Source organism: Phaeodactylibacter xiamenensis (assembly GCF_965229835.1).
GTDB lineage: Bacteria > Bacteroidota > Bacteroidia > Chitinophagales > Saprospiraceae > Phaeodactylibacter > Phaeodactylibacter xiamenensis.
Genome location: NZ_OZ245931.1, coordinates 1,657,616 through 1,679,698, shown reverse-complemented (window position 1 = coordinate 1,679,698; position 22,083 = coordinate 1,657,616). Strand labels below are relative to the sequence as shown.

Genomic DNA, 22,083 nt, shown 5'->3' with positions numbered 1-22,083 from the left:
GCTGGGGTAGAGCTTCCCGCTCTGCTCCAGCTTATCCAAAAAGTGCAATTTGTTATTATGCTTGCAATGTACGATGCACACTAATTTGAATTAAAGAAAAGAATATTTGATTTTTTTCGTTTCTTTGGGCAGCAAATCAAAATCAAGGGGAGTCTTAAACCTGAACTACTGATCTATTTCCGGGATTAGTAGCCGACTTCCCCCCAAGTCCGGAAGAGCAACTAACTACAAGACGACCTAATCTGCCCATCAGCTACGGCTGATGGCAGAGTGGTCATGCCGTTGGTGCCTGAGGATTTGGCCTTCCCACCTTGTTCTCAACAGATTACCACGGTTTACCCTAAATATGGTTTCTGCTTTTGCGTTTCCCAAATTTCGCAGGGGCAGAACGGTAGCAACATACAATGGTAGCCGGCAATTTTCCCAATTTCTTCGTTTGACTTAATGCCTGCTTATCCCAAAAAGCAAAGGTAAATTTTCAAGTCCGGCTACCTTTTTTCTGCCCCGCTATCATTGTACTTTTCTGACAGATCGAGCGCCATTTAGCTGACCGTTCTGTACAGGTATCAATGAAGCGACTGACCTCAAAGTCAGGAAACGCTTACCATTATAACTTCACCAACTTCTTCATACCCATCACTCCATTAGCTCCCATCACCCTGCAAAAGTAAGTCCCACCGGGCAGAGCCGCTGTTTCCAGCAGGATATGCTGTGCGCCTTCTCCTGCTGTTTGTTGTAGTACCGGCTGACCCTGAAGGCTGTAGAGGGTGACATTTGCCCTGCCGGAAAGCGGGGTGCTGAACTCCACCGTCGTAAGCCCGGAGGTGGGGTTGGGGTAGAGGCTAAAGCCCGCCCCAGCCTGTGGAGGCACCGTAGGCGTGCTCACCACCGTTTCGCAGGGCGGAGGCGGTGCCTCGCCGGGGATTAGGGGGCCGAGGCGATAGTTGGGGAAATTGGGCAGAGCAGTATCGTGCCAAAAAGGTAAATCTAAGGCATGTTGTTCAACAAAACAAGCTGTGCCTCTCTCATTAGGCTGGTGGATGATATGGAGGGTTTTCACATTGGCAAAAGTGTTGATATAAATTTTACAGTCTGGCGCTAACAGTGCATTTCCAAATGTAGTAGCAAATAACTCTTGATTGCCATCGTAAACTGCGACAACGGTGCCGGAAGCTTCAATATCCGGTGCCATGAGGTCAAACTGCATAATGGTATCAAAGGCGCTGACGTAGCACAGCTCAGAATTGGGGGAAAAGGCAACCCCGCCTAGCGCATTCACGTCCGGTATGGGGATATGCTGAAACGCACTCAGCGCCCCGGCCTGCCGGTCAAGTTCCATGAGGAAGAGCCCGTCGGCACTGTAGCGGGCGTAGTAGCGGCCATTGGGGGAGAAGTTGGCCTGCCCGCCTGAAGAGCCACTGCTACTGCTTATATTACCTATAACCTGGGTATGCGAAAAAGAGGGCCCACTACTATCGAACAGGAAAAAAACATACTCATCTGATTGGTCCAAGGCATTGACAATCCACCAGTCTTCGCCATTGGCGTGCTTTACTGCGGTTAATTGCCCGTAGACGGTAGGTTCCTCAAAAAGGGCAACATTTTTCTCCACCACCCGGCCCAGCCCCTGATTGGCGCTCATATCCACCACAGAATAAAGGATACGGTCGGTGATGACATCAAAGACCGGCTCTTCCTGATAAATGATCCGCTTGTGGAAGAGGTAGTAGAGGCTGTCGCTGCCCGGCATGGGCAGGATTAAGCTGCTTTGACGGCCGGCGGTGTAGCCATATCCTATTTCTTCGCATTGGAGTTGGTGAACCGCTCCAGGGTTTATACTGTCTCCATTTTCCATGACATAATGAGCAGTGTTGTAGATGTCGCATCCATCGGTATAAAATTGCAAAACGCCTTCTTGGTCTGCGATGGATGTACTGCTGACGAAAAAACCACCACCAGTTCTTATACTGTCCACCTTTACCGGAGAAAAATTAAAATCAAGTATGCTCGCTTCGATTCCTGGCTCACCAGCATCACTATCATATCCCTGCAACCAGATGTAATCGTGCTTTTGTGCTGCTCCCGCTACTACGCATAGCAGAAAACCAATTGCATATAAATACTTTTTCATGGTATACGCTTTAGTCAGCAAGGGCTATTCGCTAAAGCTACGGATAGCCCTCACACTTTATAACTTCACCAACTTCTTCACAACGGTCACTCCATCAACTCCCATCACCCTGCAAAAGTAAGTCCCGCCAGGCAGAGCCGCTGTTTCCAGCAGGATATGCTGTGCGCCTTCTCTTGCCGTTTGTTGTAGTACCGGCTGCCCCTGAAGGCTGTAGAGGGTGACACTGCTCCGGCCAGTGATCGGCGTGTTAAATTGTAGCACCGTAAGACCGGAGGTGGGGTTGGGAAAGAGCGTAAAGTCAAGCGGTTCGGTTGCTTTTGGCGCCCGCAAGGCAGCATTGGGTTGGCAGTGTGTAGCATTGTCGAAACGGTAGGTAGGGTCTGCAAGGCGGTAAAGGCTGCGGGCCCGGAAGACGGCATCGCCCAAGCATTGATTATTTTCCATCTCATAGCTATTGTTCAAGGCAATATAGCCTGATCTTAATTGATTTTCAAGTTACTAATTTGATCTGTTATAAATTAGTGCCGGTCAAGAAGTAATAAATACCTCCAATTAAAGGTAAAAGGACAATGCTTTTAAAGGAGTTGGGGCAGCATCAAAACTCAGGCTGTAGAAGTCAATAAAAAAAAACGGCCGTGCCACAACTACAAGAGTGGCACGGCCGCTGCATTTTCAAAATACTATTCTACAACCACTTCACCAGAGGCAGGTCCTGACGGTGCGCCAGCTGACCGGATTTCGGGAAGGCCCGGAAACCGTATTCGTACACACCCGCCAGCTTGGGATCCAGCTCGCAGTGGTAGGTGGCGACGCCGTCTTTGACTTCCTTCAGTTCCAGCTCTTCCTTGAATTGAAGCTTCAGGACTTCTTCATCCACGCGGCTGAAGAAAACGACTTCCACGCCTACGTCTTCGGCAGACACTCCATTGAGGTAGAGCTTGAGGTCAGCGTAAAAGTGCTCGCCGACCTGCAGGGCGCGGTTATCGCTGTCGAAGGTATCGGCTTGCGCCAGCTCGATGCGGTCCCAGCGCTGCTCCATCGTATGCTTCCACTTTGCTACCTGACGTGCACCGGCGTAGTTGTCGGCACGGAGGGCACGGCCCCGCTCAGCCAGCTTGTGGTAGAAGCGCTCGTAGTAGTGGTCGAGCATCCGCTTCATGGTGAAATCGGGGGCGACCTCCGCGATGATCTGCCGGATGTAGCTGACCCACTTTTCGGAAATGCCGTTCTCATCCTGCTCGTAGTAGGTGGGCAGGATATCAAACTCCAGGATATTGTAGATGGACTCGGCGTCCAGCTCATTTTGGAGGTCCTGATTGTCGTAGGTGCGCTCCAGCGGCAGGGCCCAGCCTGCATCCGGGCGGTAGCCTTCTGCCCACCAGCCATCGAGCACGCTGAAGTTCATCACGCCGTTCAGAGCCGCTTTCATACCGCTTGTACCGGAAGCCTCCTTCGGGCGGGTAGGGGTGTTGAGCCAAATATCCACGCCCTGTACCAGCAGCTTGGCCATCTCCATGTTGTAATTCTCGAGGAAGATCACCTTGCCGCGGAATTCCGGGCGCTTGGATACGTCAATGATGTGCTTGATCAGCCCTTGTCCACCGCCATCAGCCGGGTGGGCCTTACCGGCAAACAGGAAGATGATCGGTCGGTCACTGTTGCTGACGATGCTGCTCAGGCGCTCCAGGTTGGTGAACAACAGGTGGGCCCTTTTGTAAGTGGCAAACCGGCGCGCAAAGCCAATCACCAGCGCGTTGTCCTTGATGGCATTGATCAGCTCAAAAATGCTGCGTGGGTTCTCGCCCCGGCGGGTCAGGTCTTCCTGCATAGTCTCCCGCACATAGTCGAGCAGGCGGGCCTTAAGCTTGCGGCGGATGCCCATGATCTGCTCAGAAGGGACATTGTGGATTTTACGCCAGTATTCCTTGTTGGACTGATCGCGGAGGAAGCCGTTGCCGAAGTTTTCCAGGTAAAGGTCATTCCATTCTTTCGCAATCCAGGTCGGGTAGTGGACAGAGTTGGTCACGTATCCCAGGTGGAGCTCCTCGGGGTGGTAGCCCGGGTAAAGTACTTTGAACATCTTCTGAGAGACCGCCCCGTGCAGTTCGCTTACCCCATTGACCTCCTGTGAAAGGCGGATGGCCAGGTGGCTCATAGAAAACAGCTCATCGTGGTTGTGCGGGTCAATTTTGCCCAGGGCGACGAACCGCTGCCATTCGATGCCGAGTTCCGCTGCATAGCTGTAAAGATATTCGCGCAGCAGGTCTTCGTGGAAATAGTCGTGCCCGGCCGGCACCGGAGTGTGGGTGGTGAAGAGGGAAGAGGAACGCACCGTTTCCAGTGCCATTTCGTAGCTCATGCCCTCGTGCTGAATGTAATTCTTCAGGCGCTCCAGGTTGAGGAATGCCGCGTGGCCTTCGTTGCAGTGGTAGATATCGGCATCATCGTGCCCTAAAGCCCGCAGGGCACGGATACCCCCAATGCCCAGGAGGATTTCCTGGCGCAGGCGGTGCTCATTGTCCCCGCCGTACAGTTGGTGGGTCAGGGAGCGGTCGTGCCAATCATTCTCATCAATGTCCGTGTCGAGCAGGTAGAGCGATATCCGGCCTACTTTGAGCTCCCAGACTTTGGCGTAGACCATACGGCCCTTTAGCCCGACGCTGATTTTTACCCACTCGCCCTGTTCATCGCGTACCGGCTGAATGGGCAGTTTGGTGAATTTCTGTGGCGGGAAGTTGTTGATCTGATCGCCGTGCAGGGAGATGGCCTGCTCGAAGTAGCCATAGCGGTACAGCAAGCCTACAGCCACCATATTGGAATTGTCGTCCGAAGCTTCCTTCAGGTAGTCGCCGGCCAGCACGCCAAGCCCTCCGGAGTACAGGCGCAGGGAGATGTGCAGCCCGTATTCCATGCTGAAGTAAGCAATCTTTGGGCTGCCCGCTTCCGGGCTGACTGCTATGTAGGCTTCGAATTCCCTGACCACACCTTGCAGGCGCTGAAGAAAGTCCTTGTCATTCACCAGTTCTTCGGCCCGCTTTGGCGAAAGCTGCTCCAGCAGGGCAACGGGGTTGTAGCGCAGCGCAATGTACTGCTCCTTATCAATGTACTCGAAAAGCGCGATGGCCTCCTTGTTCCAGGACCACCAGATGTTGTTGGCGAGCACCTTCAGGGGCTGCAGGGCGTCCGGGAGTGTAGACTCGATGTAGATGCGCTTGAGTTGTATTTTATTGTCTTTCAATTGGCCAATCATACAGAATGGTTTTTAATGAGGCTGCAAAAATAACCGGAATTCACCGGAAAGTACAGGTATTCTTGTAAAAAGTACACTAAGCCGGGTTGCGGTTCTTATAAAGTGAAGGCGCATCCTGTGCTCACCTGTATGCCAGTCCGCTATATTGACAGGTGAAAACAGGCTCAAAACCACTAAAACATGATGCAATTACTGCGACTTCTCCTTTTTTTGACGCTATTTAGCGCTGTTAGTGCCTCTGTGTGGGCACAACCTGCTTTTACCCCTGGCAAAATGGACGAAATCCTATATGGGGTGGCTTATTATTACGAATACCTGCCCACCGACCGCCTGTCGGAAGATGCTGCAATGATGAAAGACTGCGGGATCAATGTGGTGCGCATTGGGGAATCGACCTGGGCTTATCAGGAGCCGCAGGACGGTGTGTTCAAAACGGATTACCTTACCCGCATCCTTGACACGCTGCATGCCTATGGGCTAAAGGTAATTATTGGTACGCCCACTTACGCTATACCTTCCTGGCTGGCTAAAAAACATCCTGACATTTTGCTCACCAACAAAAACGGGCAACGCCCCTATGGCGCCCGGCAGATTATGGATATTTCCAATCCGGCTTTCCGGTTCCATGCCGAGCGTATCATTCGCAGGCAGATGGAAACTACGGCCCGCCACCCGGCGGTGATCGGCTTTCAGGTCGATAATGAAACCAAACACTACGGTGCGGAAGGCGCCAATGTTCAGGCGCAGTTTGTGGCATACCTGAAGGCTAAATTCGGTGAGCCGGAAGCCATGAACAAAGCCTTTGGGCTGCACTACTGGAGCAACTCTGTTTTTGACTGGGCGGACATGCCTTCCACCATCGGTACCATCAACGGCAGCCTGCGCAATGAGTTCGAAAAATTCCGCCGCCTGCTCGTGACGGAATATCTGGCCTGGCAGGTGGATATTGTCAACGAATACAAGCAGCCGCATCAGTTCGTGACGCAAAACTTCGATATGGACTGGCGCAGCGGCAGCTATGCCATACAGGCTAGCGTAGACCACTTTGAAGCCGCCCGGGCTATGGATATTGCCGGTATCGATATCTACCATGGCACCGGTGACCGCCTCGACGGAGTTATGATTGCTTTTGGAGGTGACCTGGCCCGCTCTATGAAGCAGGACAACTACCTGGTGGTGGAAACCTCCGCGCAGAGCATCCTTGGTCCTTCCAATCAGGAGTTGCTGTACCCAGGGCAACTCCGCACTCAAGCCTACAGCCACCTCGCCAATGGAGCCAACGCGGTAATGTACTGGCACTGGCACTCCATTCATAACAGTGCAGAGACTTACTGGAAAGGACTGCTCTCTCACGATATGGAGCCCAACCCCACTTATCTCGAAGCAAAGGAGGTCGCAGCCGAACTTGAAGAGCTCAGCCCGGCCCTGGTAAATCTTAAAAAAGACAATGAAGTCGCCATCTACTTCAGCAATGAAGCGCTTACTTCCCTTAAGGAATTTGCCTTCAGCAAACAGATGGACTATAACGATATCGTGCGCAACTGGTACGAAACCCTTTACAAAATGAATGTAGAGGCAGATTTCGCTGACCATACCGTGGATGACCTGAGCCGGTACAAACTGTTGCTTGTGCCTCCGCTCTACACCGCTTCTGATGCTGAGCTCGAAAAGCTTAATGCTTACGTGGAAAACGGCGGGCATATCCTTTATGGTTTCAAAAGCGGGTTCACGGATGAGCACGTACAGGTGCACATGGAGCGGCAGCCCGCAATGCTTAGGGGAACTTTAGGGTTTTCCTATCAGCAGTTCACAGGTATTGACCGCCTGCCGTTAAAGAACGACCCGTTCGGGGTGGGGGAATCGGACAATTATGTCTCCATCTGGGCGGAACTGCTAACCCCCGAAGGAGCGGAGGTGCTGGGGCGCTACGATCATCCTCACTGGGGCAGGTACGCCTGCATTACTCAAAACCGGTATGGCAAAGGGCAGGCCACCTACATTGGAGCGTGGCCCTCCCCTGCGATTATGCAAAAACTGATCGCTGACGCAGTGGGCGAGGCAGGAGTAGAGCGCCCAAATACACACTTCCCTGTTATCATCCGCAAAGGCGTAAACGGGCAGGGAGCCGTCCTGCACTACGTTTTCAACTACAGCCCCGAGCCTCAAACGACCGCAGGGCCAGTCATGCGCAGCACGGATCTGCTGACGGGCAAAAAGTACAATGGGCAGACCGTACTTCCGCTGGAGCCCTGGGGGGTGGCCATTCTTCGGGAAGACTAAGAAAGTACTGCCTGCAGAATCCCACTGCAGGCAGTATTATCTGAAGTTTTGATGAACATTCCCCGCCCGGGAAGATTTCTTACATCAAAAACCGAAGCTATGCCAACCAAGCGGATCCTCCTCACTTTCACTTTCTTCAATTTTCTGATGCTGGGCTATGCGCAGACCAATGCCCTGACCGATTTCAACCAAAATCGCCTGCAGAAACAGAAAACCAGCATGATGGTCCTGGGGGGCTGGGCGGTAGGCAATATCGCCCTCGGTGCCACATTAGCCAGTCAGCGGACCGGCGAGAGCCGCTATTTCCATGGGATGAATGCCGGCTGGAACCTGGTCAACCTGGGCCTGGCCACCGCCGGGTACATCGCTGCCACTAAAGGTGACCCCTCTGCCCTAAGCCTGGCCGAGAGCATCAATGAGCAGCATAGCGTACAGAAAATCTTCCTGTTCAATGCCGGGCTGGACGTAGGGTACATGCTGGGCGGTGCCTATCTGATAGAGCGTGCTAAAAACACCGAGGAAAAGCCGGAGCGCCTGCGGGGATTTGGGAAATCCATCCTCCTTCAGGGCGGGTTCCTGTTTGTTTTTGACCTGGCCGCCTACTTCTGGCAGGCGAGTGGCAATGACGACCTGCAGCCCCTGCTGCAAGGGCTTTCCTTCACCGGCAACAGCATTGGGTTCCGGCACCAATTTTGAACTCGTAACGGCAGTTTGTAAACATAGGTGCCTGATTTCCAGTTTTATAAGAAATCAAGCATCACGATATGAATAAGATTGCAATTAAGTACGGACTGTTATTATTAGCCAGTTTTGTCGGGCTATTTTTATTAATGCACGAGGTCATTCAAATCCGAAATTATAACCTGAGGATACTCAACGGTTTTGCGCACATTGGATTACTCTATATGGCCATCCGCCGCTACCGGCGCGAGAATCCGGATACTGTTAATAATTATGTGTCCGGTGTGGTAACCGGAATGTATGCCTCCATTATCGGGGTATTGCCGTTCACCGCTTTTGTTATGTTTTACCTTATTGGCGACGATACTTTCATGAATTATATTCAGGATACCATTCCGATTGGAAAGTACTTCAACCCATTCACAGCCAGCCTGTTTGTCTTCACGGAGGGTATTGCGGTGAGCCTGATCGGTTCCTATATTGCCGTTCGGATAATTGACATGAATTTCGAGCAAAACCACTCAGAAATACCTACGGAATACGCTGAATAGTGCTAGTCCTGTAAAGAAATTGAAAAGCCGCCCGGGTACTCTGGAAGCGGCTTTTTTAGTATGTGGTTTCGAAGTGAAAAACTTACGCCCTTTTGCAGGTACTCAGTCCAAAGGGCGCATAGAGCGGGCAAAAGCTAATGACGCTCGTGAGTACAAAAACGCCCGCCAGCACCAATAAAACAATACCCAAAGTGCCTGTAATGGTATTCGTGAAGTACAGAGCAGCGATGATTACAGCAATGATGACCCGGACCAGCTTGTCGGTGTTTCCCATGTTCTTTTTCATGACGTATTAGGTTTTAATGAGTTGAATCAATGCAACCATGCCCCAAATTAAAAGCAGGCAAGTCAGGCAGACTGCGATGAGCTTTGCAATTTTGCGGGGATTCATGGGCACTGTATTTTAATTGATTCAAAGATAAGGGCAGGCTGAGGAGGAAGCAGGTGACCGCAGTCACCACTCGGGAAAAAACTTAAAGGACTTCAATGCCCTCCTCCAGCAGGCGTACACTGCCCTCGGCTTCGAGCTTTTTGAGTGTCCGGGTAATGACCTCTCTGGCAGAGCCCAGGTCCTCGGCAATTTGGCGGTGGGTGAGGTTGAGTTTTGATTTTCCGGTGAGGCGTATACGGTCGTTGAGGTAGGCAAGCAATCGGTCGGGAAGACGGTGGAAAAGCACCTGTTCAATATTTTTCAACAGTTCTGTATACCGGCGCTGGTATTGCCGGAAAAACAGCTGATTCAGCATAGGGTAGTGGCGCAACCATCCGTGAATCTGTCCACTGGGCAAAAGCAGCACCACCGCATCTTCCTCTACTTCGGCTACAATACTGCTCGGGCGGTCTTCCAGCACTGCACTGAAGGACATCACGCAGCTCTCCTCTGGCCGGATGTAGTACAGCAGGAGCCTTTTGGCTTCCACCTCGGCGTAAACTTTGAGGCGGCCTTCCAGCACCAGCGGAATCGCACTTACGTACTGCCCTTCCCGAAGCAGGGTAGCACCTGCCGGAAACTGCTCCAGGCGGCCATTATGGATGAGTACTTCCTGCAAAGGCAGCGGGAGGAAGCGCAATTTGCCGAGGAGGTAGTCTTTATCAGGCTTTTCTTTCATCAAAACCAGTTGTCAGGCGTCGAAGTTACTAAACTCGCCTGACAACCGGTTGCCGGTAATGCTAAATTTCAATTTGAAGGCCGATACTCGGGACCACCGTACCCGTAGCATCATTAATGGTCTTGAGCCGGAACTGCTGCTGATTGATGGGCGCATCCGGATTGGTGATGATACCTCCGCCGATTGGTTGCCCGTTTTCATCCAGCGGGCGATCCAGGATGAGCTGATCCTGGCCTACGCCATTGCCGGTAACGTTCTCGATATCGAGGAAGATATTCAGGCTCCATTTGTCGAAAAACCACTTTTTATCTACCCGGATGTCAATAGCACTGACCAGGTCGGCACGACGGGTATTGAGCTGATCGAAGTCGCGAATGCCCCGGCCGTTAGCCTGCCAGTTGAGGACGAGGGCGGAGGCCTGCCGGTCGAAAGGCGTGAAAGGCAGCCCGGTCTGGAAGCGCCAGTTAACCCCCACTTCCCAGTTTTTCTCAAAGCGCTTGCCGACGACTACGTTGGCGATGTGGCGGGCATCCCAGGAGGAAGGCACAAAGTTGCCATTCTTGTCCTCAAACTCACTCCAGCCCAGGGTGTAGGAAGCAATACCGTAGAACCCCTTGTAGAGGCGCTGCTGAAAGAGAAACTCGATGCCGTAGCTGCGCCCCTCAGAACGAGGCACAACCGGCTCATTGCCCAGTACTCCGAAATCGCCCCCAAGGTTAGCCAGCGTCAGGCTGTCGCGCAGCAGGAAAGGGTAGTCATAATAGTATTTGTAGTAGCCCTCGATGGAAATTTTGGAATTGGAAGCCGTGTTGTATTCGAATCCAGCCACCACATGATCGTTTCGGATGTACTTAATGCCATTCTCCCGGTTCACGAACACGCCGTCCTCCTGATAGCCCAGTATGGTGTAAGGGGGCAGCTGGTAATAAATGCCGGTGTTGAAGTTGACTGCCAGGCGTTCAGTCAGGGCATAAGAAGCAGAGAAGCGTGGCGAGAACTGCTGCCCCAGGTTGCTCATCTCGGTACTGTAGTCATTGGCATCCATCCGGAAGCCCAGGGAGAGGGTCAGGCGCTCATCCAGAAACTTTTGGCTGCCCTGTGCAAATAATTCGTAGCGGTTAAGGTCAAAGTTGGAGGCAAAGTCGATGGTCTGTGGCCCGGCGCTGGTGAAGATGCGGTTGAAAGTGCTCACGTTATACTTTACATACTGATAGCCCAGGCCATAGTTGAGCTTGAAGTCGCCAAAGCGGATATCATGCTCCACCCGCAGCTTGTTTTCAATTTCCTGGGATTTGTAGCGCAGGGTCAGGTTCTCCTCGCTGCTGTCGTCGTTGTCCAGGTATTTTTCGCTCTCGTTATTGAGCATATTCCGGCTGACCACAAAGGTCCAGAAGCCATTGTCGGCGTAGTGTTTATAGACAAGGCCGTTGGTGTAGTTCCACTGTGGGGAGACTGGCAGCTGATTGAGCAGAAATTGTTGCTCTTCGGTCTCGTTGGCATCCAGGTTGAGTTGAAATTGATCAAGGGCGCCCAGCCCAATGAAGGTCAGCTCGTTTTTCTTATTAAACTTGTGCTTCACCTTTACCTGAAAGTCATTGTAAGTCGGCAAAAACGGAAGTCCGATCACATCAAAGAGGAACTGCAGGTACGACCGGCGAACGGAAGCCAGGAAAGTGGTTTTGTCTCCAATAGGGCCCTCCAGAGTCACGCCCACATCCGTAGCACTCATCAGGAAGGTGCCACCAATGCGGTCATCCCGCCCATCGCGCTGCTTGAACTCCAAAACTGAACTCAGGGTGTTGCCCCGGTTGGCCGGGAAGGCACCACTGTAAAACTCTACCTCCCGGATGAAATTCACATTGATCAATCCTACCGGCCCGCCGGAAGCCCCCTGCGTGGCAAAGTGGTTGATAGTTGGTACTTCCACATCATCCAGGTAGAAGCGGTTTTCATTAGGTGCACCGCCTCTGATGATAAGGTCGTTTCGAAAGCCGGCGGGAGTAGTCACACCGGGGAGGGTTTGAATGACCCGGGAGATATCCCGGTTGCCCCCCGGATTCCGCTGAATTTCGGCCACCCCTATGGTGCGCAGGGAAAGCGGGCTTTCTTCTGTTTTGGTGAATGGCGAAGCTTTGACGACCACTTCCTCCAGATCCTGGGCAGACTCGCTTAGCGCCAGATTGACGATGGCGGGCTTGGAGTTGGTCACTTGCACTTCATACTCTGTCTTATTGGTATAGCCCAGGTAAGAAGCGCGCACATCGTACAATTTCGGCTCCAGCCCGGTGATTTCGAAATTGCCGTCTATGTCAGTCGTAGTACCAATGTCGGTACCCAGCAAAAGCACATTAGCAAAAGCGATAGGTTCATTGTTCAGGGCATCGGTCACCTGCCCCTTAATGATGCCCGACTGGGCCCAAAGCGCAGGGCTTAGCAGCAATCCAAGCCATAAAGTCAATAAATGTTGAACTTTCATTATGTCGTTTTGTCGTGGTGATGGATTTGTTATTTATGCCAGCAGAACATTCTGTTTTTGAAAGTGTTTATATGATATCAAACTTTTTTAGTTCAAAATAGAACTTTATGAAAATCGAAGATGCCAAGCAGGTACTCGACTGGCTGGGAGCTTTCCAGGAGCAGGATAAGGACAAAACCCTCTCCCCGGTTGCCTTTGGAGAATGGTTGCAGCAGCAGGGGGAAGCTGCTCCGCAGCCGGCAGTTTTGCCGCCTAATACCGACGGTTTGATATCCATGTTCTTCGGTTTTATGGCCAATTATGCGGCCTACTACGCCCGGCGTATCTTCCGCCACCTTGATCTGTATTCCATGACAGATTGGGCATTTCTGGCCACTCTGGAGCAGGAAGAACCCCTGACCAAGTCGGTCCTGATCCAGAAAAATATTTTGGAGAAATCCACGGGCACCGAAGTGCTCAAGCGCCTGAAGAAGCAAGGCTACATCGAAGAGCTTTCCAACCCGGAGGACCGCCGCGCCAAGCTGGTCCGGCTGAGCGACAAGGGGCGGAAGGTAGTGGCAGAAGCAAATGCCCGCATTATACCGATGGGGGAAGTGGTGACGGGTGACCTGACAATGGCTGAAAAGCAGCAGTTGCTGAATCTGCTGCAAAAACTGCATCGGTTTCATCAGCCAATCTTTGAAGGTGCAGATGAGCGCGAGCTCCAAGCGCTGTTGCACCTGTAGTTGTACATCGTTCCTATGTTGCAGGTGAAACAGGTGTTTTTTACCCTGCTGTTGACTACCACATTTACTTTTTTACTTTTGCAGTTCAAGAAATAAGGTATTGACCGCTCTGTAATTGTTTTTTTCCAACTATGCCCAACATGCACGTACGAAGTACAGGTCACGTCGATAGATGTAAATGGGAACGAGTCGTCCTGCACCTCCACGGTGAGCGTACAGCAGAGCCCGGGGCTGCCACCGGAGTGGTCGGTGACGGGGCTGAACGGTTCACCGGGCAGTGCCACGTGGGACATCTGTACGGATAACGGGACGCTGAACCTATGGTCAGGGGGGTATCATTCAGGCAGTGGCGGCAGCCCAGACGGCTACCTGTTTGTGCACCAGCCGTTTTGTGCGAGCAAAGGTGGGCTGCAGTTGGACCTGGGCACGGTCTCCGGGGACAGCTATATTGGGCTGAGCGTGCGGAGCAGCCTGTTGCCCGATGCGGCTATGGTCGGCTTATATTGGAATGGCAGCGGGCTGTTGCGCTGGGAAGTCCGCGGAGCAGACGGTGCCCTGCGTGAAGTTACGCTGCTGGATGCGCCGAATGCGAAAAAGATCCGCCTGGAATATTTCAACGGGACGTGGCGCGGGCGTTATCAGATACTGGGCGCAGGGTGGCTGAACCTGGCGGCGGTATCAATACCACAGCCATCGGGGAGCTGTTTTGAAGTGGGAGTGGGGGGCTTTACGGTGGACCCATCGGGCAGCATGTCAGGTTCGGTGAGCAAGGTGCGGGTCGTGGTACTGGAGCAGCAGGTGTGGTCGCCTCCGGTCACGAACCATACATCCGGCTCTGGCAACGGGCTGATTATCTGGCCCAACCCAACGGCTGGCGCTGCGGTACTGGAATGGGCGGTACCTCTGGAGGCAGAAGCGGAAGTACGGATATATGGCCCGCTGGGGCAGTTGGCCCTGCCGGTTCAGCAAGCGGAGGCCGGGCAGCAGCAATTGAAACTGGATATGGAGGGGCTTCCGGCAGGCGTGTACACCGTCCAATGCAGGTCTGCCGGAAGCCCCGGTCAGTTGGTAAGAATAATAGTGTGCGAATAAGATAGAGTTGGTGCAGCAGCTACGATAGCTTGAGGTTTTTGTGGGCGTTTTATTTGTGCATTATTTTCGGCTGGTATGCTTAAGTGTATACCAGCCATTGTTTTTTCGGCTGAATATGCTTTGAAATGCCTTACTTTTTTTGATAAATCCCGCGCAAATCGTTAACGGTGAATCTACAAGCGGGCATTTTCGCTCTACAAAATAATTTAAAATGAAGTAAATCAACGACTTATGATATTTTAACCTTTAGGCTAATTTCTTTGATGTTTTGAGAATCCCCCTTATGTTTGAAAAAGAATATACGGGTCTACATTAATAAGAACTATGAATAACGACTAAGCTTTACTAATTAGATCTAAGTTTTCAGTGAGTACGAATGCGCTCCTCTCTTAATTACTCCTCCTGATATGGAAGCTAATCAAAGAAGGTTAGCTTCCCGGGGGGAAGACTTCTCATTCTGTTTGGGTAATTTTATGTTAAAGCTGGTGGCCTGTTGGGCACCAGTTTTTTTTTATCTGATCCTTATGTGCCCTTTCAGCAATGATAAATAAAGAATGCTCTCATTTGCTGTTTGCAACACGAATACGAACGATCCTTACTGTAGGGTTACACAATTCGATTGGGTCGTTTTTTGGGAAGGATGGGAAAAAAAACTAACTTAGTTCCTTATAAGGAACAGATATGCACAGTAAACGTATGAAACGGCAGTGTTTGTCGTTATGTCTCTGCCATTGCAGGCAGGGCATCCAGCAATTGGCTCTATTCAGTATTATTTTTTTGGTGTTGCCCCTTCAAAGCTGGTCTTTCGGGCAAACAGAAATAGATACCCCCTGTGGAAACAGCCTCAGTGAACAGGATAACACCTATTCACCCAGCCGCCTGCTTGAACTCTTGCAACAGGCAGAAAAAACCGGTAGCCCAGAGGCAGAATGCTATGACAGCCTTTACAGAAGCTTGTTTTTCCCATCAGATTCTCTTCAGTACGAATACCATAAAGCCCGGCTTAGAATGGTGTTGTACAGCGGTAAAACGGAAGTGATAGAAGGCGTACTTGATGAGTACAAATCCCTGGCTGACAAAACGAATTCTGTCCAAATCAAAGGAGGGTACTGGCTGTCGAGGGGCAATGCTTACTTCGCAAATGGGGAGAAAAGCCTTGCTGAATCCGCATATCGCAAAGCAATTGTGTTCTTCGATCAGGCAGAAGATCAACGCCGGCTTTATCTGGTTTACAGTAACCTCAGCATGGTTTATCTGAATAGTAAAAAATATGAAGCGGCTTACCAATATCTTTTGCTCAGTCAGCAATTAGCAGGAAAAACAGAGACGCTTATCTCTGAGCAGGAAAAGGCGGTAGTGCTAAATAATATAGGGCTTACCTATTTTCGTCGGGATATGTACCAAGTTGCTGACTCTATTTTTACAGAGGTACGGGAAAAAGCCTCGGCTATTGAGGACGGCGCCTACCCCATGGTATTAAGTTTGATTAATCAAATAGAAGTGGCTGGTTTACAGGAGGATTGGGAAAGAGGTGAAGCATTACTGGAAGAGCTTGACCTGTATATGGAAGAGTTCAATTATCTGTTGCCCGCTTACACAGAGGCTGCTTTCAGAATATACTTAGGTAAGCAGCAATACGCCCGTGCTGAGTATGTGCTGGATAGCCTGCGGCGTTATGAATTAAATAAGAGGACTTCACTCTCGTACGACTTTTACTTCATGAAGATTGAGTACCATCTTGCTTTAAATCAGCCAGATCAGGCTCTTGCTGCTATTGACCTGGCCGAAGGTCTGGCTCGCGAGGATGCACAGTCCCGGGTAGCGTTATCAGAGTCCCGGGTCAAGGCTCTTCTTCTGAAGGGGGATGCAGGTCTTGCCTCGATTGAAATGCGTGAATTAGGTCGCAGGCATAACGCTTTTCAGCACCTAAGTAAACAGCTACGCGTGGAGGAAATGGCAGCTATCTATGAATTGGAAACTTTTAAGAACCAACGAGACCAGGCCGAGCGTGTCGCACAGGCAGCTGAGTTAAGAGCCACATTACTGGAGCGGAACCGCCTCTACCTTGGTGCAGCTTTGTTGTTTGCTATTGCAGCACTGATTACCCTGGGCATGCTTCTTCGCAGTAACCAAAAAAGGGTGGCAGAGGCAAGAGCAAAAGCACAGGCAGCCAGAAAACACAGCGAGCAGCTGGATAAACAGCTCAAAGTGCAGCGTCAGAATGCCTTGCAGAGTGGTATCGGAGCTGCACAGTTGAAAAATAATGCTATGGATGCAATAGAGCGCTATGAATCCAACCCGTCTTTGCTGAAGCGAAAGCTGAGTGTTTTAATACATGATTATACAGAGAAGACCGATTTTGTAGAGCCTTTTCTTTTATCCTACCCCGGCTTTTTCAAGTCATTGTCAGAAAAAGCTCCGGATTTGACAAAAACACAGCTACGCTACGCTATTCTTATCGCCCTGGGGGCTTCGACTATGGAGATTGCGTCTACTCAGGGGGTGAGCGAAAAAGCAGTGAATATGGCGCGGTACCGTCTTAAGAATAAGCTGGAACTCGATAATGAGCTTGGTCTGGAGCCTTACCTTCGCCATTTGCTTTTGGAATAGGGCACTTTTGGTTACTTTCGTTTAAATGACTGTACTATGCGCATCCTGATTGCCAGTGATACTTTCAAAGATGCACTGCCCGCCGAAGCAGTTTGCCAGGCTATTGAAAAAGGGCTGAAAACTGCCAATGATCAATTTCGGGTAACCCTTATGCCACTGGCTGATGGGGGCGAAGGCACCGCTGCTATACTGGCGCACCATACCGGAGGGCAGATGGTGGAAGACCGCGCCAGCAATCCACTTTTTGAGCCTGTGATGGCACCGTATGGTATGTCTGGTGATGGTAAGACTGCATTTATCGAAATGGCTTCGGCTTCCGGGCTTCAGTTGCTGAAACCAGAAGAACGAAACCCGCTTAGGACCTCCACAATGGGCACCGGCGCTCTAATCATCGCTGCTATGGGACGGGGGGCGGAAAAGATTATCCTGGGTCTTGGTGGAAGTGCCACTAATGATGCGGGTATGGGCATGGCTGCTGCCCTGGGTTACCGTTTTCTGGACAGACAGGGCCACGAACTGGAGCCGGTGGGGGAGAACCTCGTGAAAGTACATCGTATTGATGACCGCATGCTGTTCCTGGATCCGCGGCAGATTGAGATCATTACCCTATGCGATGTGGATAACCCGCTTTTTGGCGAGCATGGCGCTGCCCGGGTTTTCGCACCTCAGAAAGGAGCCGATCCGGCAGCAGTGGAGTTGCTGGATGCCGGTCTGCGGCATATCGCTCCGCAAATGGAAAAGCTTGCCGGAAAACCCATAGCCGAAGTACCGGGCAGTGGCGCTGCCGGAGGCATGGGGGCCGGGTGCCTCACCTATCTTGGCGCTTCATTGAAACCAGGTATTGAAACCATCATGGAGGTGGCGGGTTTTGAAACCGCCCTTGATCAGGCCGACCTGGTTATCACCGGGGAAGGGCGCCTGGACGAACAAACACTCAGAGGCAAGCTCATCAAGGGCATCACTCTACGTGCACGCCAAAAAGCTGTGCCGGTGATTGCTCTGTGCGGTGCTCTTCAGGCCAGCCCGGAAGCCGTCCGCTCCATTGGGCTGCAAGCGGCATTCTCCATCCAAAATCGTCCGGTTGACCTGGAAACAGCACTGCAGGAAACAGCAAGCCGCCTGGAGGAAACTGCCTTCCATGTTGGACAGTTATTATTAGCCGGATAATTTGGCAGGATAAGACAATTGCTATTATCGTTTTTCCCGGAAATTGGTTCTAAAAAAGATGAAGCAGTTCTGGATGATGCTAATCCTGCTCTGTGGAACAGGGCTTGCCTGTGCTCAGCCTCCTGCTGTAGCGCATGCTCACTTATTTTTACCGGATACCATCCAAATCAAAGACACCTGGTGGGGTGGGCAGCGGTATCAGCTGGAAGGCGATTACCTCAGGCAGCGGGAGCTCAAGGCTATGCTACGGTCAGATCGCGAAGCCTGGCGGTCCTGGCGGAAAGGGCAGTGGTGGCACTGGGGCTCAGCGGCTGTCTTTGCCAGTTGTTTTTACGTCGTGCGCACCGATCAGCCAAACTGGAGTTGGGCGCTGCTGGGCTCCAGCGTGCTCATGCAGGGTATTGGCTACGGGCGGAAGCATCAGGCCGTAGCCCGGTATAACCTTAGCCGGCGGTAAACTTACTGTACGATAAGCTGCAAAAGGTACACGTTTTCTTTACTTAAAATCTTGATATAGTGGGTCCCTCCTGTCCATCCTTTCAGTGAAATACATCCCGGTATTTGCCGCAAGGTACCCTCGGCCACAAGCTGCCCGGTAGCGTTGAAGCATTGCCAGGGGAGTGGGAGCTGCAACTCCGGGACAGCCTGCAGGCAGGTTTGGTTGCCTGCAGGATTGGGCGACAGCCATATTTGCCGCTTCTGATCGGTGGCCGTTGTGGAAGAAGGCTGTAGGAAGATCGTCTCCGTTACTGCGCGGGAGCAGTTGGGGTTAGACGCGTTGAGGGTAACATCATAAGTGCCGGGACCGGGAAAAGTATGTACCGGGTCCTCTGCTGTGCTTGTTTCCCCGTCTCCAAAGTTCCAGGAGAAGAAATCAGCATCCGTTGACAAATTGGTAAAAGTGACGGTCAGATCATCCGTATCATAGGTAAAGGCGGCGGTGGGCCGGATATAAATGATGACTTGGTCTTGAATGGTCGCCTGTTGTGGGGCAAAGGCACTAAACAGGGTAAGGCTGACATCATAAGTCCCCGGCGTCTCATAGGTAATTGTGGGATTTGGCTGCGTGGAAGAAGCAGGCGTACCTCCGGGAAAAGCCCAAAGCAGGCTGTCAAAGGTACCTGTGGACTGATTGACGAAGCCAATGCTCCGTGGGGCACAGCCACTGCTGCTACCGCTCACGCCAAAGTCCGGCACGGGCGCACTGCCTACGGTAATGGTTTGCTCAGAAGTGGCGGTCCCACAGGCGTTGGTGACCGTTAGGGTGACAGTGTAAACACCAGAGGAAGGGTAAGTATGAGCCACCCCGGCAGAGGAGGAAGTATTTCCATCCCCAAAATTCCAGGTGTAGGATATTGCATCCATGCTGACCGGAGAAAAGGTAGCGGTCAGGCCATTCAGGTCCACCGTAAAGTCAGGTAGAGGTGGGGCCCCGCTTGTCACTTCAATCACACTGCTGTAAACTGGCGGGAAGCAGCTGGAGATTGCCGACAGGCGGAAGCTCAAGCCAGCGGAAGCAGCCGGGGTGTTGAGGAGCAGGTTGGGGGTGTTGACCCCATCATAGTCGGCATTATCAGGCACAGGCATAAAACCGTTGCCGTTGTCGAATTCCCAGATCAGGGTATTGAAACTTCCGTCGGGCAGTGCGCTTAGGGTAAGGGTTTCTGCACAAGCAGTAAGCGTATCCTGATCGGTAGCGACTATAGGAGGCTGTGGTATTGGGATGGTGCTAAACGGGAAGGTCAGCGGGCCTTCAAGTAAGCCATCTGTACCCGGAGTGGCTCCGTTTGGTGATTCCGGGCATTCGGAGGAATTGAGGGAGAGCCCGGGCGCTCCGCCATTTAACAGGATATCGGTCTCAAAACCTTCGGGTGCGCCGATGTAGCCTCCGCTGCCACCGCCGCCCGGGCCGAAGCACTGATCCTGATTGTTGTTGTTGGCGCTACCGCCGTTGCCGCCCATCGCAGAAAAGGTGATTGGGCCGTTGATGTTGTTGGCATTCAGCAGGATCATGCCACCTGCGCCGCCCCCGCCGGCACCATCGCCTCCGGCGTTTTGGGCATGTTCTCCATTCGTTACAATGACTCCGTTATTGCTTATGATTTGGCCGGCTTCCAGCAAAATGATGCCTCCACCTTTTCCACCGTCCGTAGCTACGTTATTATTGCCATGGCCGGCTCCGCCGCCCCCGCCCAGGAAGAGCCGGCTATTGTTGGGCAAAGACCAGCCTGCGGCACCTTCTCCAAACCCTTTGCAGCCCAGGAAGTTAGGGTTGTCATTTTCCCCGCCCCGGCCGCCGGCAGTGAGTAGCGCCCCACCGCCTCCACCGGCATTATGGTCGTTGCCGCCTCCGCCCCCGTTGGCAGCCGCACCTCTGCCCCGTGGCCAGGCCGTTGGTACGCCGCCTATGCCTTCTCCCTTAAGCCCGCCGCGAATGCTGTTGGCTCCGAAGCGGTAGTCCTCATAGTTGATCAGCCAGGTACAGCTCCCATCGTAATTAAGGGCAGCGCTCCCGCCCCGGAACCCTTTTCCCGTTGCAGTAAGGCGCCCATTCAGCGTAAGCGTACCTGCCCGGAAGGCCAGGATGCCACCGGTTTGCCCGTCCCAGGCCTGGGCGGCTACCGAATCGGTGACTAGAGCCTGTTCGTAATAGGGGATACTCACCACCTGTACATTGCCAGCTATATTATAGGTGTGAAGCAAAGACTGAGTGAGCAACAGGTCATTTCCCTGAACCTCCTGAATGACAGCCTGCTCCCAGATGCCTGCTGTACCCAGCTCCGTCAGAGACCCAAACTGGGAATTGTCGGCAACAGAGATGGCCGCGCCCTGCATTTGGGCAATTAACAGGGTATCGCCCTGCTGAAAATTGGCGGCACTGCCTACGGTCAGGCGGGCGGTACAGGTGTCAATAGCGGATACAGGGCTGTAGTGGTTGAGAACTCCGCTAAGGGTGTCTGTCTGAGTAAATAAATTTGATAGGAAAAATAGGGAAAGCGCAAAACTGATTATAGTCTTCATGTTTCGGGAATTGTGTCCGTCATTTATGACAAGATAGCCAATTCCCGGGACTTAAGCTAGGCTTCTTCGTCTTCAGGAGCCAACTGCACCTTCAGTCCATTGAGCTCAGGCGTGATGCGGAGCTGACACCCCAGGCGGGAGTTGTCTTCCACAAAGAAAGCCTGATCGAGCATGTCCTCTTCGTTTTCGCCCATTTCGGGCAGCTCATGATCGCTTTCCACATAAACGTGGCAGGTAGAGCAGAGTGCCATGCCGCCGCAGGTGCCTTTTACCGGTAGCTCATACGCCTTGCAGACCTCCATGAGGTTCATGTTCATGTCTGTAGGGGCTTCAAGCTCGTGGGCTTCTCCCTGCCGGTCTACAACGGTAATTTTTACGTCCATAATCTTTGTAGCTGTTTTCGCTGCGCAAATATAGTGCATCCGTCGAGGTTGGCAACTGCCGGGGGCATTAATTCGGAAAGGTTGTGTTTTGGCAGGAGCTCCGGCAGCTTTCTGTTTTTGTTGATTTTTTTGTTTCGCTTTAGGTTTTTCAAAATTATTGGTTTACCTTTGCACGTCTAATTGAAGGACCCTGACAATTTTCAAATATCAGTACGATGGACGCTATTAAGTTTGTAGAAGATCAGCTGTTGGCAAAGAAAGACTTTCCAACTTTCCGCCCCGGTGACAATATTGTAGTAAGCTACAAAATTGTAGAGGGCGATAAGGAACGTATCCAGGACTTCCGTGGCGATGTGATTAAGATCAAAGGCCATGGCAGCAACCTGATGTTCACCGTTCGGAAGACCTCCAGCGGCATTGGTGTAGAACGTATCTTCCCGATCGTTTCACCGAATATTGTTGACATTAAGATACTGAAGCGTGGTAAAGTACGCCGTGCCAAGCTGTACTACCTGCGGGACCTCGTGGGCAAGAAAGCTCGTATCAAGGAGCGTGCGCGCGTGAAGTAAGAAATATTCAGCAATTCGCTGATAGCATATTATCCGGT

At 52.0% G+C, this 22,083-nt stretch carries 17 protein-coding genes; 9 read left to right on the top strand and 8 right to left on the bottom strand.

The window, feature by feature from the left end; genetic code table 11:
* Positions 1–607 precede the first annotated feature (607 nt).
* From ACO08I_RS06100 to glgP, 3 genes are all read right to left on the bottom strand, one after another.
* Positions 608–2,131: a T9SS type A sorting domain-containing protein gene (locus ACO08I_RS06100; RefSeq protein ID WP_421948818.1), complete on the bottom strand. Its 1,524-nt coding sequence runs from the start codon at positions 2,129–2,131 to the stop codon at positions 608–610.
* A gap of 57 nt (positions 2,132–2,188) precedes the next feature.
* The gene (locus ACO08I_RS06095) at positions 2,189–2,575 is read right to left on the bottom strand and encodes a T9SS type A sorting domain-containing protein (protein ID WP_421948817.1); all 387 of its coding nucleotides are present in this window, start codon (positions 2,573–2,575) and stop codon (positions 2,189–2,191) included.
* Positions 2,576–2,816: 241 nt separating this feature from the next.
* Positions 2,817–5,381 (bottom strand): alpha-glucan family phosphorylase, encoded by a 2,565-nt coding sequence (glgP, locus tag ACO08I_RS06090; protein WP_421948816.1) that lies wholly within the window; start codon positions 5,379–5,381, stop codon positions 2,817–2,819.
* A 273-nt stretch (positions 5,382–5,654) separates the two neighbouring features.
* Here glgP and ACO08I_RS06085 point away from each other — a divergent pair, with 273 nt between their 5' ends.
* From ACO08I_RS06085 to ACO08I_RS06075, 3 genes are all read left to right on the top strand, one after another.
* Positions 5,655–7,661: a beta-galactosidase gene (locus ACO08I_RS06085; protein WP_421949709.1), complete on the top strand. Its 2,007-nt coding sequence runs from the start codon at positions 5,655–5,657 to the stop codon at positions 7,659–7,661.
* 99 nt (positions 7,662–7,760) lie between these two features.
* Positions 7,761–8,357, top strand: coding sequence for a DUF6992 family protein (locus ACO08I_RS06080; RefSeq protein ID WP_282778656.1), 597 nt, complete (start codon positions 7,761–7,763; stop codon positions 8,355–8,357).
* Positions 8,358–8,425: 68 nt separating this feature from the next.
* Complete coding sequence (locus ACO08I_RS06075; RefSeq protein WP_044228686.1) at positions 8,426–8,893, top strand: DUF4199 domain-containing protein; 468 nt, start codon at positions 8,426–8,428, stop codon at positions 8,891–8,893.
* A gap of 82 nt (positions 8,894–8,975) precedes the next feature.
* Here ACO08I_RS06075 and ACO08I_RS06070 read toward each other — a convergent pair whose 3' ends face one another.
* The 3 genes from ACO08I_RS06070 to ACO08I_RS06060 form a co-directional block, all read right to left on the bottom strand.
* A complete protein-coding gene (locus ACO08I_RS06070) occupies positions 8,976–9,179 on the bottom strand; it encodes a YgaP family membrane protein (RefSeq protein ID WP_044228683.1) in 204 nt (67 codons plus the stop codon).
* Positions 9,180–9,366: 187 nt separating this feature from the next.
* Entirely contained in the window at positions 9,367–10,002 is a 636-nt protein-coding gene (locus ACO08I_RS06065) for a Crp/Fnr family transcriptional regulator (RefSeq protein WP_282778653.1), read from the bottom strand.
* Between the two features lie 61 nt (positions 10,003–10,063).
* Positions 10,064–12,478, bottom strand: coding sequence for a TonB-dependent receptor (locus ACO08I_RS06060; protein WP_421948815.1), 2,415 nt, complete (start codon positions 12,476–12,478; stop codon positions 10,064–10,066).
* 107 nt (positions 12,479–12,585) lie between these two features.
* Here ACO08I_RS06060 and ACO08I_RS06055 point away from each other — a divergent pair, with 107 nt between their 5' ends.
* The 5 genes from ACO08I_RS06055 to ACO08I_RS06035 all read left to right on the top strand — a co-directional run bounded on the left by ACO08I_RS06055 (position 12,586) and on the right by ACO08I_RS06035 (position 18,529).
* Positions 12,586–13,203: a MarR family winged helix-turn-helix transcriptional regulator gene (locus tag ACO08I_RS06055; RefSeq protein WP_282778649.1), complete on the top strand. Its 618-nt coding sequence runs from the start codon at positions 12,586–12,588 to the stop codon at positions 13,201–13,203.
* 207 nt (positions 13,204–13,410) lie between these two features.
* On the top strand, positions 13,411–14,295 hold the full coding sequence (locus ACO08I_RS06050; RefSeq protein WP_421948814.1) for a T9SS type A sorting domain-containing protein: 885 nt from the start codon (positions 13,411–13,413) through the stop codon (positions 14,293–14,295).
* A 1,185-nt stretch (positions 14,296–15,480) separates the two neighbouring features.
* The gene (locus tag ACO08I_RS06045; protein WP_421948813.1) at positions 15,481–16,905 is read left to right on the top strand and encodes a helix-turn-helix transcriptional regulator; all 1,425 of its coding nucleotides are present in this window, start codon (positions 15,481–15,483) and stop codon (positions 16,903–16,905) included.
* 36 nt (positions 16,906–16,941) lie between these two features.
* Positions 16,942–18,072, top strand: a complete 1,131-nt coding sequence (locus ACO08I_RS06040) for a glycerate kinase (RefSeq protein ID WP_282774064.1) — start codon at positions 16,942–16,944, stop codon at positions 18,070–18,072.
* A gap of 58 nt (positions 18,073–18,130) precedes the next feature.
* A complete protein-coding gene (locus ACO08I_RS06035; protein WP_282774065.1) occupies positions 18,131–18,529 on the top strand; it encodes a hypothetical protein in 399 nt (132 codons plus the stop codon).
* Positions 18,530–18,531: 2 nt separating this feature from the next.
* Here ACO08I_RS06035 and ACO08I_RS06030 read toward each other — a convergent pair whose 3' ends face one another.
* Positions 18,532–21,093: a PKD domain-containing protein gene (locus ACO08I_RS06030; RefSeq protein WP_282774067.1), complete on the bottom strand. Its 2,562-nt coding sequence runs from the start codon at positions 21,091–21,093 to the stop codon at positions 18,532–18,534.
* Between the two features lie 56 nt (positions 21,094–21,149).
* Positions 21,150–21,476 carry a 2Fe-2S iron-sulfur cluster-binding protein gene (locus ACO08I_RS06025; RefSeq protein ID WP_044228656.1) on the bottom strand — a complete coding sequence of 109 codons (327 nt, stop codon included), beginning with the start codon at positions 21,474–21,476 and terminating at the stop codon, positions 21,150–21,152.
* Positions 21,477–21,691: 215 nt separating this feature from the next.
* Between ACO08I_RS06025 and rplS the strand changes: the two genes are divergently transcribed.
* Positions 21,692–22,045, top strand: coding sequence for a 50S ribosomal protein L19 (rplS, locus tag ACO08I_RS06020; protein WP_282774071.1), 354 nt, complete (start codon positions 21,692–21,694; stop codon positions 22,043–22,045).
* Positions 22,046–22,083: the final 38 nt, after the last annotated feature.